We start from the raw sequence: 15632 nt of genomic DNA on the forward strand, positions 1-15632 counted from the left end.
GCCAGGGCGCATGTGGTCGTTCTGCACGCTGGCGTGGCTCGCCCTCGAGGCCTCGACCCCACCCCTGCCCGCCGCGCCGATCTCGGCGGATGACGTACCGCGGGCGGCCGGGCAGCAGGAGATCCTCTACGTCAACTTCGACGGCGCGGTGCTGCTCGGCGGCTGCGGCAACGAGGCCCACTACAACTGCAGCACGCTCGCGAGCATCTTCGACGGCTACGTCGGGCCGTTCTCGGGCAACGACACCCAGCGGATCTCGATCCTCCAGGCGACCCGCAAGGCGGTCGCCGACTTCGGCATCCGCGTCGTGGTGGATCGCCCGCCCGACGACACGCCCTACACGATGGTGCTCTACGGCGATCTCGGGCCGCAGGACTTCGCCGGCATCGCGCCGTACATCGACTGCGAGGACGTGCACCGCAACGACACCAGCTTCACGGCCGCGTTCGACACCTCGAACACCGGCTCGACGGTGATCCTGCAGGAGGCCGCCCACACCTGGGGGCTCGAGCACGTCGATGCCGAGTTCGACGTGATGAACCCGTTCAAGAGCGGCGGGCTGCACCAGAGCTTCACCGACGTCTGCGAGCGCATCGTCGCCAACACCGACCTGCAGCCCACCGCTGGCTCGTGCAACCAAGTCCACACGCGCTTCTGCGATGCGGGCTTCCAGAACAGCTGGCAGGAGCTGCGGTGGCTGTTCGGCCCGCCGATCCCCGACACCACCGCGCCCGAGCTCGAGATCGTCTCGCCGCTGCCGGGCGAGGTCTTCGTGCTACCGACGACGATCCCGTTGCTCGGCGAGATCACCGACGATCTCGATCCGCAGTTCTACCACATCGAGATCCCCGCAGCCGGCTACGAGGGCGACAACATCGAGCTCGATCTGCTGCTCGAGAACCCGCCGCCGGGCAAGTACGACCTCGAGGTCGTCATCACCGACGAGGCCGGCAACGCCGGCAGCCAGCGGGTGAAGTTCGAGATCCTGCCCGAGGGCAGCGAGCTGCCCGAGGGTGACGACGCGGTGTTGCAGGACGATCCGACGCAGGGCTGCAGCGTCGCGACGACGCACCCGCGCGGCCCCGCTGCCGCGATGCTGCTGTGCCTCGCGGCGCTGCGGCGACGTGCACGGCGGCGGACCGCGGGTCCACGATCGACGCCGTGACCGGCACCGCGCTCGCCCTCGTGCTCGCGGGCGAGCTGCCCGCGGGGCCTCGACACCGCCTCGATGTGCCGCTGCCCGAGCCACCGGCGGCCGCATTCGGCCCCGATGGCATCGCCGGCGACGCGACGTTCCGCGAGGCCCGCGTGCTCGGCACGCCGACGGTGTTGTTCGTGAACTTCGACGGCGTGCACCTGCGCAGCTGCAACCCCAGCGACGCGCGGCACGACTGCCACTGGTACAACAACGACCCGATCCCCGCGTTCTCGGGCTCGCTGCAGACCCGCGTCGCGATCCTGCAGGCGATGCGGGCCCACGCCGCGCCGTTCGGCGTGCGCGTGACCGGCACGCGGCCCTCGTTCGGCAACTACACGATGGTGGTGTACGGCGGCACCGAGGCCGAGTTCGGCGCGCTGGGCAGCGCGCCATCGGGCGACTGCGGCGACGCCAACCCCAACGAGATCGCCTTCGCGCACCTCGACGGTGAGCTGGTCGACTGGGTCGTGGCTGGCGCGACCACGTCGCTGCACGAGGCCGCCCACACCTGGGGCCTCGATCACGTCGATCTCGCGAGCGAGATCATGTACCCCGAGGGTGACGACAGCGAGACGTGGTTCGACGATGCGTGCCACGGCGTCGTGCAGGACACCGACCTCACGCCTGGCCCGGCCGCATGCCCCGCGCTCGCGCTCGAGCTGTGCGACGACGCGGGCCGACAGAACTCGGTGGCAACGCTCCACCAGCTGTTCGGGCCGGCGTTCGTCGACGACCTCGCGCCGCGGCTCTCGCTGCTCTCGCCCGAGGACGGCACGTACCTGCAGGCGCCGGCGTCGTTCGAGGTGCGCCTCGCGATCGACGACGCGCAGGATCCCCAGGAGTACGCGATGTGGACGTGGCTCGATGGCGAGCCCCGGCCCGCGCAGCCCACCCGCGTGCTCGCGCCCGGGTTCCGCGTCGAGGCGCTGCCGCCGGGTTCGTGGCGCTTGCACGTCGTGGTCGCCGACGAGGCCGGCAACGAGGCCGCGCTGGCGTTCGAGGTCGAGGTCGGCGTCGATCCACCACCGGCCCCCGACGACGGCGATCGCGGCTGTCGCGTCGGCAGCGGCACGCGCGACGGCTGGGCAATCGTTCCCTTGCTGCTGGCCGCGTGGCGCCGGAGGCGGTAGACCTCGGGCACCCGCAATGCTCCGCCGACTCGAACGCGCACTGCGCCCCCTGCCGCATCTGTCGTTGCTCACGGTGCTCGCCACCGGTTGCCCCGCCCAGGTCGACCCCACCGCGACCGCGCCCAAGCCCAAGGCCAACGTCATCGACGAGAACGACCCCCGGGTCGTGCGGGACGGTGAGGACCTCTATCCAGTCGAGGCGGTACAGCGCGCGCAGGAGCGCGAGCGGCCCAGCATCACCGATCAGGTCGCGGTCGGCACCAGTCCCGGCACCGGCCGCCCCGACGAGAGCAACGGCGTGTGCCGGCTCTACGCGCCGGAGCTGGCGGACCCGCAGTGCTGCGCGGCCGAGATCGGCTTCGACGCCGACATCGCACAGCGCGCGTGCGGGCTCGAGCTCTACCTCGGCGAGTCCCACGTCAACAGCTGCGGCTATTACTTCCACCGCACCGGCGCGCAGCCGCTGTGGTTCCGCGGCTCGTTCGTGAACGGTGCGTCGCCGACCGAGGCCGCGCAGAGCCACGACACGCGACTCAAGCGGATCACCAAGAACCCCGCGTTCGCATCGGAGCCGGTGCCGGGGGTCGAGGGCGCGCTGTGGAGCACGCACCAAGGCATCCGCTGGGCGTTCCTGCCCGGCTGGGACCGCGTGCGCCTGGTGTCGTGGTCGCAGGACGCGTGCAGCGACGCCGCCGTGGTCGAGGTGCTGAAGCAGCTGCTGGTGGCCAAGCAGCCGCCCGCCGGCGCGCCACGGCTGGGGCTGGTGCCCAAGGCCCGCAGCTAGCGGCGACTCACTCGGCGCCGCAGCTCCACTTGCCGATGCCCGACCACTTGCCCGACGGCGCCGTGAACAGCTGGTCGCCAGCGCTGCCGTCCTGCGACTGACGGCGCAGCCACAGCTCGAGCTTCTTGTCGCCGTCGAGGTCGAGCCAGCCGCGCGCCTCGAACACGTCGGGCTTGTTCTTCACCTTGAAGACCAGCGACATCTTGCCGAAGTCGCCGCCGGCGGCCACGAACACGCCGCTCCAGCGATAGTTCTCGTCGCTCGACGGGTCGGCGATCCAGGCCGCCACCAGCTTGTCGAGCTTGCCGTCGCCATCGACGTCGACCTCGGCGACCTGGTTGACCATGAAGTCACCCTCGCCGCCCTCGGCCTTGATCGCCGCGGTCAGCTTCGACTTGTCGTCGTCGCCGAGCATCAGCTTGGGGCCACGGGTGGTGTCGTCGCCCGAGCGCCCGACGATCTTCAGCGCCGACTGTGGCCAGGTCGCGTGGGTGAAGTCGGCGCCCTCGGTGATGCCTTCGACCGCAATCGCGACCTTCTTGCCGCTGCCGCCCATGCAGGACGGCTCGACGCGATCGCCGGTCTTCTTGTTGAACGAAGCGAACTTGGATCCGAGCCGCACATCGGTGCCGGCCGGGACCATCGCGAGGCACGCGTCGCCACCCTCGAGTTTCTTCTTGTCCTTGTCGAAGCACCCCAGCGGCACCAACGCACCTTCGATCACGAAGAACGCGGCGCTGGTCTCGGGCGGCACCGGGCCCGGCACCGCGGCGTCGCCCTCGTTGACCGCGAGCGTCGGCTCGCCCTTGTCGTCGCCCTTGGCGTCGCCCTTCGCATCGCCCTTGGCGTCACCCTTGGCGTCCTTGCCGTCGGCGCCCTTGGCATCCTTGGCGTCCTTCGCGTCGCCCTTGTCGCCGCCGCAGGCGGACAGGGTCAGCGAGAGCAAGGTGGCGACGAGCGTGACGGACGGGGTCGATCGCATGCGGGTGCTTTAGCACGAACGCCCGGCGGCTGTGAACGTGCTTCGCGGCGCGGGCCGGCGTCAGTAGTCGTTGCGCGGCCGCGAGGGCAGCGACTCGCCGTGGGCGAGCTGGTGCACGAGCTGCGAGCGGGCCGGCGACGGCGGACGTCGCAGGTGCGCGACCATGTCGCCGAGCCCGTCCAGGGTCAACGGGAACATCGCGAACACCCGGCGCACCTCGGCGATGGTCGGCGCGTCCCAGATGTCGGGCTTCTCGGGGTTGAGCCACGCCGCGTGGGGGAAGCGATCGGCCAGCCGCGCCAGCCAGGTGATTCCGACCGGACCGCCACCGCCCTGCCACCAATCCGACGACGACATCATGAGCTCGCCCGGGTGCATGTACGCATCGCCGACCATCACCAGGCGCCAGCTGTGATCGAGGTCCCGCAGCAGCTCGGTGGTCGCGATGCCGCGCGTGAACGCGGCGTCCTCGTAGACGCGCCCGTACACGCAGTTGTGGAAGTAGTAGGCCTTGAGTTCGCGGAACCCACCGCCGCGACTGGCCGCCGAGAACAGCTGGCTGACCCACTGCGCGAACGGGTCCATGCTGCCGCCGACGTCCATCATCAGCAGCACGCGGACGTCGTTCTTGCGCGGCGGCTTCCAGGCGATCTCGAGGTCGCCGCAGTTGCGTGCGGTGGCATCGACGGTCTCGGGCACATCGAGCTCGAGCTCGTCGCCCTTGCGGGCCATCTTCCGCAGCCGTCTCAGCGCGGCGGCGATCTGACGGGTGTCGAGCACCAGGTCGCTGCGATAGGCGCGGAAGCGACGGGCATCGGCGACCGCCAGCGCGCTGCGACCACCGCCGCTGCCGCCCATGCGCACGCCGCTGGGGTGCACGCCGCCTTGGCCGAACGGCGATGTCCCGCCGGTGCCGATCCAGCGGTTGCCGCCCTCGTGGCGCTTGCGTTGCTCGGCGAGGCGCTCCTCGAACATTCGCCGCAGCGTCTCGAGGTCGAGCGACTGCAGCGCGGCGCGCAGCGCCGGATCGAGGAAGGCCAGCTTCTTCGGATCGCGCAGGAATTCGTCGAGCTCGGCGAGCACGGCGGCACCGTCACCGACCACGCCGCGGAACACCTCCGCGAAGGCCTGATCGAAGCCGTCGTAGTGCTGCTCGCTGGCGCAGCACAGGCAGCGCGCGACCCGGTAGAAGCCGTCGAGCTGCTGACCGTGCAGGCCGTCGATCACCGCCTGCACCAGCGCCAACCAGTTGTGGGTGGTGACGGGGACGCCACGGCGACGCAAAGCCTGGAAGAAGTCGATGAACATCGGCGGTGCCCCTCGCGCGTCAGCGCCGGCGGGTGCGGCTGACGGTCTCGACGTCGGTTTCCTTCTTGAGCAGGGTGCCGAGGAACGGCAGCCCAGCGCCGAGCAGCTTGGCCGGCGCGATGTCGGCGAAGCGCAGCGCCGAGATCCAGTCGATGAGCTCGCTGGTGGACGGCGGCTTGCGCAGGCCATCGGTGCCGCGCAGGCGATAGAATGCCTCCAGCGCGCCGGCCAGCAGCGCGTCGTCGAGATCGGGATGATGCACCCGTACGATGCGCGTCATCAGCTCGCGATCGGGGAACTCGATGAAATGAAACACGCAGCGCCGCAGGAACGCGTCCGGCAGCTCCTTCTCGTTGTTGCTGGTGATGATGACGATCGGGCGCCGCTTCGCGGTGACCGTGCGACCGGTCTCCGGAATCGTGAAGCTCATGGTGTCGAGCTCGTGCAGCAGGTCGTTGGGGAACTCGAGATCGGCCTTGTCGACCTCGTCGATCAGCACCACGCAGGGCTCACCGCGATCGAAGGCCCGGCCCAGCGGGCCCAGCTCGATGTAGTGCGCGATGTCGGCGACCTCGCCGGTGCCGAAGCGGCTGTCGTGCAGGCGCCGCACGGTGTCGTAGGTGTAGAGGCCCTCGACCGCCTTGGTGGTCGACTTGATCTGCCAGCGCTCGAGCGGCACGCCGCGCGCGGCGGCGAGGTTCACGGCGAGCAGGGTCTTGCCGGTGCCGGGCTCGCCCTTGACCAACAACGGGCGACCGAGGTGGACCGCGACGTCGACCGCGGTGCCGAGCTCCTCCGAGACGATGTAGCGGGGCGTGCCTCGCCAGGATTCTTGCGGTTGCATCGGGTTTGAGCGGAGTATTGCACACGTGCTCGCGTCCACCGTGCGTCGCCCGACCGTGATCACCGCGATCGCAACCGGCGCGATCGCACTGACCGCGTGGGCGTGCGACCCCGCGCCGAGCGAACCCGCGGCCGCGGATGGCCAGCCGACCGCATCGCCCGAGGGATCCGACGGTGGCGACGCCGGTGCGATCGATGCCGCCGTGCCGACGCCCGCCGACGGCGAGCCTGCGCCGACGCCAGCCGACGCTGCACCCGCGCAGCGGACCGCGACCGTGCCGCGGCCGGCGCTCGACCCCCGCGGTGCCACGACCGCGCTCGAGCGCGCGCTGCTGGCCCGCGTGGGCGCCACCGCAGCCGATTCGCTCGAGCTACGCCGCGCGTCGCGGGCGATGATGATCTACGCAGAGCCGAGCTTCGGCGCGAAGTTCCGCGGCAAGCTCCCGCACGGCCAGAGCTTCGCGGTGTTCGAGCATGTCGACGGTGATCGCGAGTGTGCCGGTGGTCGCTGGGCGCGGGTCGGCGTGGCAGCGTTCGTCTGCCTCGAGCACACCGATGCCCGCGCGAAGCCGCCGACCGAGCTGCCCCGACTCGCGCGCGGCCAGCTGACGCCGTTCTATTACGCCCGCGTGAAGCGCAAGGACGCCAGCGGAGCCCACCCCGCTGCGCCCCGCTGGAGCTCGCGCACGGCGATGAACGCCGGCGCCGCACCGGTCGATCACCTGGTGCCCGATCACGACTACGCCTTCGACTACCGGCGACCGAGCCGCGGTGGAGCGGTGCTCGTCGATGGCGCTCACCGGGTCGTGCGCGAGGCCGACGTGCGCCGCCTCGAGCCCAGCGCGTTCGCTGGCCGCGACGTGGTCGCATCGCCGCTGCCCGAGCAGGGTCGCTTGGCGTGGAGCATCGCGTGGCCGGCCGCGCTGGTGCGCGCCGACGCCTCACCCGACGCCGCGGTGGTCGGGCGCCTGCCGCTGCAGGCCGAGCTGTTCGTCGAAGATCGCGTGGTCCGACGGCGCGGGGTCGAGTGGGTCGCGGTCGTCGGCGAGACCGCCGGCTGGGTCGACGCCAGCGAGATCCGGCGGTGGTTCGAGGCCGCGCGCCCCGACGGCATCGGCGACGAAGAGCTGTGGATCGACGTCGAGCTCGAGCAGCAGACCCTGGCGGTGATGCTCGGCGACGCGCCGCTGTTCGTGACGATGATCGCCAGCGGCAACCACAAGCACCCCACGCCCCAGGGCATCTTCCGCATCAAGACCAAGATGGCGACCTCGACGATGGACTCGCAGCCGGGCGACGAGGAGGCCTACGCGGTCGAGGCGGTGCCGTGGGCGCAGTTCTTCTACAAGCGCTACGGTCTGCACGGCACCTTCTGGCACAACCGCTTCGGCCGCCGCACCAGCCATGGTTGCGTCAACTTGTCGGCCCGTGACGCCGCGCTGGTCTACGCGATGACCACGCCCGATCCGCTGCCAGGGTGGCAGATGGCCTTCGAACACGCGCGCGAGCCCGGCACCGTGGTGCGCGTGCGCAAGCTGGACGCCGCCGTCACGGACCGCCGCAACGAGCTCGAGACCGACGACGAGGCGATGCTCGAGGCTGCGCGCTAGGCCGGCTCGTCCACTGCAGGCGAGCCCGCGTCAGTCCTCGTCGGCCTCGGCGACCACGGCGCGCCCGACCGAGGCGACGTACCAATCGCCCCACTCGAGCCGCATGTGCACCGCAATCTGTTGCGGCGCCGCACCGGCGGCGACGGTCTCGTCGTCGGCACTGGGGGCGCGCTGTCCCTTGAGCGTCACCAGGGCACGCGGCGCGTAGGCGGCCGGCACCAGCTCGACCTCGTCGATCTCGACCGAGGTGCCGCCCAGGGTCTGCATCGCGTCGGCGAGTGCGAACGTTCGCGCGGCGTCGATCGTCTGCAGCCGCTGCATCGCGGTCGCGAGCGCGGCCTCGGGCTCCTGCTGGCCGAACTCGCGAGCCGCGAAGTAGGCCTGACCGAACTCGAAGAAGAACGTGACCACCTGGCTCGGCGGCAGCACGTCGGCGACGCCCAGCTCGCCGCGGAAGGCCTCGGTGCCGGTGCGCGAGACCATCTCGCGCAGGCGATCGAAGGCGACCTCGCGCGTGAGGTGGTCGCTGATGACCAGCGACTCCACCGCCGCGATGAAGCCCTGCATCACGGGCATGCCGTCGGACTCGATCGCGCCCATGATGGCCGAGACCGCCTCGCCGCGGACCTTGCGGGCGAAGCTCGGCGAGGTCAGCTGTCGCGCGCCCTCGACGTCGCCGCGGCCCAGCGCGGTGAGGAAGTTGCGCGATCGCGATTCGGCGCGGGCGACCTTCTCGTCGTTGCGATCGAGGTGGGGACGCTCGGCGAGCATGCGGTTGGCCTCTGCGATCGGGATCGCGAAGCCGCCCTCCTTGTCGCGCCAGATCCACGTGACCACGCCGACCGCACGGCCGGCGTCGTCGAGCACCGGGCCGCCGCTCTGGCCGCGCTGGATCGGCGCCGAGACCCCGACGAACGCACCCTTGCCCGCGACCGGGTTGTAGACCGCGAGGCGATCGACCTTGCCGCGATCGAGCGAGAGCCACTCGCCACCCTCGTCGCCGCGGCGGAAGGTCAACACGTCGTCGGTCTCGTGCAGGTAGCGCCCCACCGGCACGACCTTGCGCGTCGCCAACGGCAGGTACGGCAGCTCGTCGTCGGTCTCGATCTGCAGGAGCGCGAGGTCGTGCTCGGGATCGGTGTAGACCACCGACACGCCCTCGTAGGTACGGGAGGGCTCGATCTCGGGGAAGCTCACCGAGACGATGTGATCGGCGTCCTCGATCACGTGGCGATTGGTGATGAGGTAGCCGTTGGGGTCGACCACGAAGCCCATGCCGCGGCCGACGTCGGTCTCGATCACCGCCACCGCCTGACGCGATCGCGACAGCTGCGAGGGCGCGCCGCCACGGGGCCGCGTCGAGCCCTCGTGCACGATGACGTCACCGAAGCTGCGGGCGCGCGAGGCTGCGCATCCCGAGAGCCCGACGACCGCGACCAGCGCCAGCCGCGAAGTGGAAGTCGCGCCAGCGCCCACGCGTCGTCGAGGGTTGCCCACGATCTCCAAGGTAGTGCGAGCGCGGCGATGGGGCCAACCGTCGATGCACTTTTTGGTCGGCACTTCGTGGTCGGCACTTCGTGGTCAGCAGGTCTTGGGTCAGCAGGTCTTGGTCACGCGTGGCACGCCGTCGCGTGCGACGCCGCCGCCCGCTGCACGCGCTCGCCCGGCGGGCGGCCATCGCCCGGGGCCCGATTTCGTCCCCCGCAAGCTCGCCCGGACCTGTTAGCGTGGAGGCTGCAGGGATGCGGATTCGACTCGCGGGCGTGGGCAAGAGCTACGACGGCCACGGCTGGGCGCTGCGCGGCGTCGATCTCGAGGTGCGCTCGGGTTCGATCCTGGGACTCATCGGCCCCAACGGCGCCGGCAAGTCCACCGCGCTGCGGATGATCGCGACCGTGCTCGAGCCCAGCGAGGGCACCATCGAGATCGATGGGATCCGCCCCGACGACGCCGAGCGCCAGCAGGCGCTGCGCCGCCGCATCGGCTTCCTCGGCGACGGCAATCCCCTCTACAAGCAGCTGACCCCGCGGGAGTACCTCCGCTTCTTCGGCCAGTGCTTCCGCATGGACGAGGCTGCGCTCGCGCCGGCCATCGATCGCACGCTCGAGACCTTCGCGCTGCGCGGCAAGGCCGACGTGCCCGCCGGCGAGCTGTCCAAGGGCATGCGCCAGCGGCTGCTGATCGCGCGCTGCTTGCTGCATGCGCCCGACCTGCTGATCCTCGACGAGCCCGCCGACGGGCTCGACCCGCGCGGCCGCTCCGACCTGCGTCGCATCCTCGACGACGTCCGCCGACGCGGCGTCACCGTGGTGGTGTCATCCCACATCCTGCGGGAGCTCGACGATCTCTGCGACGAGGTCGCGATCCTGCAACAGGGCAAGATCGTCGTGAAGGGCCCGGTCGCGGACATCATCGACCGCTACGAGGTCGCACGCTTCGTGTACCAGCTGCGGGTGTTGCCCGGCGGTGTCGAGCCTGCGATCGCGGTGCTCGCCCGACACCGCGCACTCATCGAGTCGCAGGGCGAGGTCGACGAGCTGCCGGCCTTGAGCGTGCAGATCCACGGCGGCGAGGCCGGCATGGCCGACGTCCTCGCCGAGCTCGTCACCGCCGGTGTTCGCGTGGTGACCTGCAGTCGGGTTCGCAGTCGCCTCGAAGACGTCTACGATCGCCTGTCCGAAGACCGCGTGAACTAGGCAGAGCCCCCGCCCGGAGGAATCCCCATGACCCGCCTGTCCCGCCTGCGCACCGCCGCCCTGCCCTTCGTCGCCCGCAGCCTCCGCGGCGCGCGAGCCCGCCGCACGGCGGTGCTGGCCCTCGTGCTCGCGGTGCTGAGCGTCGCCGCCGGCCTCGCGCTCGCGCGCGGTGCCGGGCCGCTCGAGCGTGCCGCCCGCGTCGGCCTCGACCTCGAGGCACCGCGCGGGCTGCAGGAGTTCACCGGCTTCGCGCTGGTCGCCGACGACGACGTGACCTACGAGCTGGCGCTGCGCGAGCGCGAGGCGCTGCGCGAGTTCAAGGCCCTCGACGACCCCCGCGCCGAGCGGCCGCGGCTGCCACTGTTCGCGCCGCGCATCGAGCAGGCCGGACGCCTGCTGGTGGGGGCCAGCCGAACCGCGTGCATCGATCACTGCGCGGCGATCCACGGCAAGCTCGCCGAGCGGGCGCGTCGCGAAGGCCCCCACCTCGCCGGCAGCTTCGCCCACGCCGCGCGATCGTTCGACTGGAACGACGCCAACCACGTCGCCGCGCTCACCGCCGTGCTCGACGCCGAGATGATCCCCAACGTGGTCCGCTACGCCTCACCACTCGATGCCGCGGCCAGCATCGCGGTGACCGGCGCGGTTGCGGCGTTGGTGTTGATGCTGCTGCTGGTGGTGGTGGGACCGGTGATGGTCGGCATCACGGTCGCATCCGAGGTGCACGAGAACACCCTCCTGCCGCTCAGTGGCACCGCGCTGCGCAGCCGCGAGATTGCGTTGGGCCTCACCGCGGGCGCGCTGGCGCCGATCCTCCTCACCGCGTTGCCGCTGTCGGTGGTGACCGTGGGCGCTTGCATCGCGACCGGCAGTGTCGCGTCGACGCTGGTGTTCTTCGGGCTGCTGCTGTTGAGCGCGTGGGCGCTGTCGATGCTCGCGTTGGTGGTGGGGCTCCACGGCGGCCGCAAGCGCGGGCCCGGTGCGATCGGCATCGCACTGCTGGCGCTGCTGGGTTCGTGGGCGTTCGTCGGCGTGCCGCTGGGGCTCGCCGACGTCGGTCGCGGCGAGCTGGCCGCGATGACGGTGCTGCCGAGCGGCGCGATGATCCACGCGCTCGCCGAGGGCTTGCTCGCCGGCCTCGGCCATCCGCGCTCCCACGTGATCGCGCTGCGCCTGCCCTGGCACATCCTCGCCGGCGCTGCGGCCATGCTGGTGGTCGGCGCGCTCGCGATGCTGGCGGCCGAGCGTCGCGTGCCCGGTCGCTTCGTGCCGGCGCTGCGCCGCGTCGAGGCGCTGGCGGGCGCGGCGGTGCTGTCGGGCCTGACGCTGCTGGCGGCCTACGACGTCGCTGGCTGGAAGGCGCTGGCGGCGAGCCTCGGCGCCGTCACGATGCCGTTCATGGTGTTGTTGATGGCTCGCGTGCCCACCGGCAACGCTCCGGCGGGTCGCGTCGTGGTGCCAGTCGGCGCGTTGCTGGCCGAGTTCGGCGGCTGGATCGCCGTGCACGTCGGGCTCGCGCTGTGGATGCTCGAGCTCGACGACCTCGTCCTGCGGCCAACGGCTCTGGCCTACCTGGGCTGGGCGCTGTTGGTCGCGGCGCTGGTCGCCTTGCGCGTGGTCGCGGCCGCGGCCAGCACCGCCGCGACGGTGTTCGCGGGCACGGCGTTCGTGACCGCCATCGCCGCCTTCGGCATGGGCATCGCGAGCCTGCCGCGACGCTACGCCTTCGAGCCCGCGAGTGTCGGCGTGGGCTGGCTCGCGATCGAGCTGCTGTGCGCCGTCGCGATCCCGGCGTTGTTGCTGCGACCGTTGCGGGCCGCACGGCCGCCGGCCCCGCGGGGTTGAAGGGGCGCACACGCGCCGTCCGCCCCGCGTGTTGCTGGGTTCCACCGCGGACTGCTAGGCTGGGCGTCGTCATGGTCGTCGCGCGTGGTTCGTGGTTGTGCATCGCAATGCTGGGATCGTTGCTCGGGGCCAGCGCGTGCACGTGCTCGACCCCCGACGGCAGTGCCGACGCGGCCAAGCCCCAGGCCGCCGCAGTGGCACCGGCCCCCGAGGCCAAGGCGCCGACCGAGGCCCCGGCGATCCCAGAGCTGAGCGAAGAAGACCGCCGCTTGATCGCCGCGGACCCGAAGGACCTGAGCCCCGACGATCGTCGCAAGCGCGCCTACGCCCTGCGCCGCAAGATCATGCAGAACCCCGACTCGCCGGCTGCACGCACCCTCGAGGATCTGCGCAAGGCCGCCGACGAGGGCACCATTCAACCCCCCGGCGCCGGTCCGCACTTCGAGGTGCGACGCACCGCCGACGCCACGCCACCGTCGGCGCCGCCCGCCGGCACGCGCACCGACGCCCCGCCCCCACCGTGAGCGCGCCCGGGATCCGCGAGCACGTGCTCGCGTCCGGCGTGCTCGCATGGGAGCTCTGCGATCCCGCGCGACGCAACCCGGTCGGACCCGCGACGCTCGCGTGGATCTGCGAGCGCGCGTCGACGCTGCGCGGCGAGGTCGTGCTGCTGCGCGCGCAGGGGCACGAGGTGTTCTGCTCCGGCTTCGATCTCGAGGCGCTGGCGGCGAGCGCCCACGCCCACGCCACCGCGTTCCCCGACGCGCCGCTCGGCGCGGCGATCGCAGCGATGCGCGAGGCCGACGCCACGTTCGTCGCCGAGCTCGACGGCCACGCCGTCGGCGCGGGGGTCGAGCTCGCGTGCGCATGCGACTTCCGCATCGCGCGGCGCGGCATGACCTTCGAGATCCCCGCGGCGCGTCTGGGCGTGGTCTACCGGGCCGAAGGGCTCGCGTTGCTCGAGCACGTGTTCGGTGCCACGTCGACCCGACAGATGGTGCTGCTCGGCGCGCGCATCGACGCCGACGCGGCGCTTCGACACGGTGCGGTCGATCGCGTGGTCGCGGCCGACGAGCTCGCGGACGCGGTCGGCGAGCTGGTCGCCGCACTGACCCGCAGCGACCCCGATGCACTGCGGGGCAATCGCGACCGTCTGCGACAGCACGCGGGCACCAGCGTGGTCCCCGACCGGCGCCACGACGAGCGCCGTGCGAACGCCTTCGCTCGCGCGGGCGCACGCCTGCGCGCGACCCTTCCCAAGGCCGCCGCCACGGGACTACCCTTGCCGACCATGGCCATCAAGGACGAGTTCGAGGCGCGCACCAAGCAGGCCCGACGCGATCGCGACGAGAAGACGCTCAACGTCATCGGCATGCTCAAGAACAAGGTGCTGATGGAGCTCAAGTCCGGCTCGGGCGCCAGCGAGACCGACGAGCTGTGGCTCTCGGTGATCTCGAGCTACGTCAAGCAGCTGCGCAAGTCGATCCCCGAGTTCGAGAAGGCCGGCGACCGCGGCAAGCAGGCGCTCGAAGAGGTCGCGTTCGAGGTCGCCTTCTGCGAGCAGTTCCTGCCCAAGCGACTCGGTGAGCCCGAGACCGAGGCGATCGTGCGGCGCATCGTCGCCGAGCACGAGCTCGCCGCGCAGGGCCCCAAGGCCACCGGCAAGCTGATGGGCCTGCTCATGAAGCAACACCGCGACGAGCTCGACGGCGAGATCACCAAGGTCGTGGTCGCGCGCGTGCTCGGCGGCGGCTGAGCGCAGCGACGCCCCGACGCGGGTCAGCCCTCGTCGGGAATCGCGATCGGGCTGCGTGCGCGCCAGTCGGGATCGACCTCGGCCGAGAGATCGCGACCGCCGTGCGTGTTCCACCACAGGACGTCGCGCGGGCGGCCGCGGTGGGCCCCCTCGATGCGCTGCAGCGCGGCGAGGCACTTCGCGGTGTACGTGGTCTCGAGCCGCAGTCCGTGCTCGCGCGCCAGCGACTCCGCGGCGATCGCCTGTGGCGTCGGCACGCCATAGCCGCCGCCGACTTCGTGGTGATCGATCGCGATGCCGATGCCGCACTCGCGCAGCCATCCGGCGGCCGAGCCCCGCTGCGCCTCGGGCAGACCGCGGCGACGCAGCTCCTCGTGGGCGGCACCGATCATGCGGCCGAACATCACGCGGTTGAAGGCCCACGCCTCGACCGACGAGACCAGCTGCAAGGTGACCGGCAGCCCCGCGAGCGCGCAGCCCAGCGCGAGCCCGGCGCAGGTCCCGGCCGAGCCCGCCGTCACGTAGATCACCTCGGGACGCGGCAGCACCCCGGCGTCGATCTGCGCCCGCAGCTCGAGCGCGGCCTCGACGAATCCGAAGCAACCGAGCGCCGTGCTGGCGCCGGCGGGCATCTGCACGCCGAGGATCGGCGGTCGCCGCCACAGCCGATAGGCCAACCACGCCCACGGCAGCCGCGCGCGCGTCGTCACCGGCCACAGCCGCGTGCCGCTCGACACCAGCACCGCGAAGTTGCGTCGTACGTGCGGTGTCCAGGTCTGCTCGAACACCAGCGCATGCAGCTCGCGCTGCAGCGGTCGCAGGAACAACGCCAGCGCCAGCAGGTGATGGCTGCCGGTGCCGCCGACCGAGAGAATCGGTCGCCCGTCGTCGTAGGGCGCATTGGCCAGCACCCACTGCAGCTTGCGGACCTTGCCGCCGCCGTAGATCGGGCTGCTGGCATCGTCGCGCTTGATCCACACGCGCGTGCCCGGAGCGTCGAGCCACGCTGCGCGCTCGACCGGCGTCGGCGCGTCGACCCAGTCGTAGCGCCGCAGATCACCGGCATCGGCGAGGCGCGACGCGAGCGGCCCCGCTGCGGGTCCGGCGGCATGTCGAGCAATCGTCATGTTCGCGGGCGCCAGCCATAGCACGCACGCACGGACTCGGGGTGGCGGCCGCACGCGCCCACGCGAGGGTGCGGCCGGGCCGGACCGGCGTCCGACGCCGCCGCGAGCTCGCCACGGCGTGCTCGCGCGCGGGCCGGCCGCAGCGCCCCGAACACGGCCGGGCGTGACGGATTGCCAGCGGTTGTCGCGGTGCTGGCGGTCGTTCCAGCGTCACGGGACAGGCCGCGTCGCGTGTCGCCGCAGGTCGATGTGGCCCCCGTCGATTGCCCAAGGCACGGCGCGAGGCGATAGTGCGTGTGCTAAGGTCGAATCGTCGTGAAACCCTGTCCATTCTGCGCGGAACCGATTCAAGA

13 protein-coding genes are annotated in these 15632 nt (G+C 71.7%); 8 read left to right on the forward strand and 5 right to left on the reverse strand.

Going from position 1 to position 15632, the window contains the following annotated elements; all coding sequences use genetic code 11:
* The first annotated feature begins 10 nt into the window (after nucleotides 1-10).
* The 3 genes from IPH07_10790 to IPH07_10800 are packed head-to-tail and all read left to right on the forward strand — an operon-like array spanning nucleotide 11 to nucleotide 3112.
* The gene (locus IPH07_10790) at nucleotides 11-1165 is read left to right on the forward strand and encodes a hypothetical protein (protein MBK6917876.1); all 1155 of its coding nucleotides are present in this window, start codon (nucleotides 11-13) and stop codon (nucleotides 1163-1165) included.
* The gene (locus IPH07_10795; GenBank protein ID MBK6917877.1) at nucleotides 1162-2328 is read left to right on the forward strand and encodes a hypothetical protein; all 1167 of its coding nucleotides are present in this window, start codon (nucleotides 1162-1164) and stop codon (nucleotides 2326-2328) included. The genes IPH07_10790 and IPH07_10795 overlap by 4 nt, the downstream gene beginning before the upstream one ends.
* A gap of 16 nt (nucleotides 2329-2344) precedes the next feature.
* A complete protein-coding gene (locus IPH07_10800) occupies nucleotides 2345-3112 on the forward strand; it encodes a hypothetical protein (GenBank protein MBK6917878.1) in 768 nt (255 codons plus the stop codon).
* Nucleotides 3113-3119: 7 nt separating this feature from the next.
* Here IPH07_10800 and IPH07_10805 read toward each other — a convergent pair whose 3' ends face one another.
* From IPH07_10805 to IPH07_10815, 3 genes are read right to left on the reverse strand one after another with little or no spacing between them, the layout of a single operon-like run.
* Nucleotides 3120-4094 carry a hypothetical protein gene (locus tag IPH07_10805; GenBank protein ID MBK6917879.1) on the reverse strand — a complete coding sequence of 325 codons (975 nt, stop codon included), beginning with the start codon at nucleotides 4092-4094 and terminating at the stop codon, nucleotides 3120-3122.
* Nucleotides 4095-4154: 60 nt separating this feature from the next.
* Nucleotides 4155-5402: a VWA domain-containing protein gene (locus tag IPH07_10810; protein MBK6917880.1), complete on the reverse strand. Its 1248-nt coding sequence runs from the start codon at nucleotides 5400-5402 to the stop codon at nucleotides 4155-4157.
* Nucleotides 5403-5421: 19 nt separating this feature from the next.
* Nucleotides 5422-6246, reverse strand: coding sequence for a MoxR family ATPase (locus tag IPH07_10815; protein MBK6917881.1), 825 nt, complete (start codon nucleotides 6244-6246; stop codon nucleotides 5422-5424).
* A gap of 25 nt (nucleotides 6247-6271) precedes the next feature.
* Here IPH07_10815 and IPH07_10820 point away from each other — a divergent pair, with 25 nt between their 5' ends.
* Nucleotides 6272-7855 carry a L,D-transpeptidase family protein gene (locus tag IPH07_10820; protein MBK6917882.1) on the forward strand — a complete coding sequence of 528 codons (1584 nt, stop codon included), beginning with the start codon at nucleotides 6272-6274 and terminating at the stop codon, nucleotides 7853-7855.
* A 30-nt stretch (nucleotides 7856-7885) separates the two neighbouring features.
* Here IPH07_10820 and IPH07_10825 read toward each other — a convergent pair whose 3' ends face one another.
* On the reverse strand, nucleotides 7886-9352 hold the full coding sequence (locus tag IPH07_10825; GenBank protein MBK6917883.1) for a trypsin-like peptidase domain-containing protein: 1467 nt from the start codon (nucleotides 9350-9352) through the stop codon (nucleotides 7886-7888).
* 245 nt (nucleotides 9353-9597) lie between these two features.
* On the opposite strand from IPH07_10825, the gene IPH07_10830 reads away from it, so the two are divergent.
* The 4 genes from IPH07_10830 (at nucleotide 9598) to IPH07_10845 (ending at nucleotide 14152) form a co-directional block, all read left to right on the forward strand.
* The gene (locus tag IPH07_10830) at nucleotides 9598-10551 is read left to right on the forward strand and encodes an ABC transporter ATP-binding protein (GenBank protein MBK6917884.1); all 954 of its coding nucleotides are present in this window, start codon (nucleotides 9598-9600) and stop codon (nucleotides 10549-10551) included.
* Nucleotides 10552-10578: 27 nt separating this feature from the next.
* Nucleotides 10579-12396: a hypothetical protein gene (locus tag IPH07_10835; GenBank protein MBK6917885.1), complete on the forward strand. Its 1818-nt coding sequence runs from the start codon at nucleotides 10579-10581 to the stop codon at nucleotides 12394-12396.
* A gap of 71 nt (nucleotides 12397-12467) precedes the next feature.
* The gene (locus tag IPH07_10840; GenBank protein MBK6917886.1) at nucleotides 12468-12920 is read left to right on the forward strand and encodes a hypothetical protein; all 453 of its coding nucleotides are present in this window, start codon (nucleotides 12468-12470) and stop codon (nucleotides 12918-12920) included.
* Nucleotides 12917-14152: a GatB/YqeY domain-containing protein gene (locus IPH07_10845; GenBank protein MBK6917887.1), complete on the forward strand. Its 1236-nt coding sequence runs from the start codon at nucleotides 12917-12919 to the stop codon at nucleotides 14150-14152. Before IPH07_10840 ends, IPH07_10845 begins: the two co-directional genes overlap by 4 nt.
* Nucleotides 14153-14175: 23 nt before the next feature.
* On the opposite strand, the gene IPH07_10850 is transcribed toward IPH07_10845, so the two are convergent.
* Complete coding sequence (locus tag IPH07_10850; GenBank protein ID MBK6917888.1) at nucleotides 14176-15279, reverse strand: pyridoxal-phosphate dependent enzyme; 1104 nt, start codon at nucleotides 15277-15279, stop codon at nucleotides 14176-14178.
* Nucleotides 15280-15632: the final 353 nt, after the last annotated feature.

This window comes from Deltaproteobacteria bacterium (assembly GCA_016709225.1).
Taxonomy (GTDB): Bacteria; Myxococcota_A; Polyangia; order Nannocystales; family Nannocystaceae; genus Xiheibacterium; species Xiheibacterium phototrophicum.

Coding starts and splice junctions, on each gene's coding strand:
- IPH07_10790 (MBK6917876.1), top strand. CDS start 11: ATGTGGTCGTTCTGCACGCTGGCGTGGCTCGCCCTCGAGGCCTCGACC.
- IPH07_10800 (MBK6917878.1), top strand. CDS start 2,345: ATGCTCCGCCGACTCGAACGCGCACTGCGCCCCCTGCCGCATCTGTCG.
- IPH07_10805 (MBK6917879.1), bottom strand. CDS start 4,094: ATGCGATCGACCCCGTCCGTCACGCTCGTCGCCACCTTGCTCTCGCTG.
- IPH07_10810 (MBK6917880.1), bottom strand. CDS start 5,402: ATGTTCATCGACTTCTTCCAGGCTTTGCGTCGCCGTGGCGTCCCCGTC.
- IPH07_10815 (MBK6917881.1), bottom strand. CDS start 6,246: ATGCAACCGCAAGAATCCTGGCGAGGCACGCCCCGCTACATCGTCTCG.
- IPH07_10830 (MBK6917884.1), top strand. CDS start 9,598: ATGCGGATTCGACTCGCGGGCGTGGGCAAGAGCTACGACGGCCACGGC.
- IPH07_10835 (MBK6917885.1), top strand. CDS start 10,579: ATGACCCGCCTGTCCCGCCTGCGCACCGCCGCCCTGCCCTTCGTCGCC.
- IPH07_10840 (MBK6917886.1), top strand. CDS start 12,468: ATGGTCGTCGCGCGTGGTTCGTGGTTGTGCATCGCAATGCTGGGATCG.
- IPH07_10850 (MBK6917888.1), bottom strand. CDS start 15,279: ATGACGATTGCTCGACATGCCGCCGGACCCGCAGCGGGGCCGCTCGCG.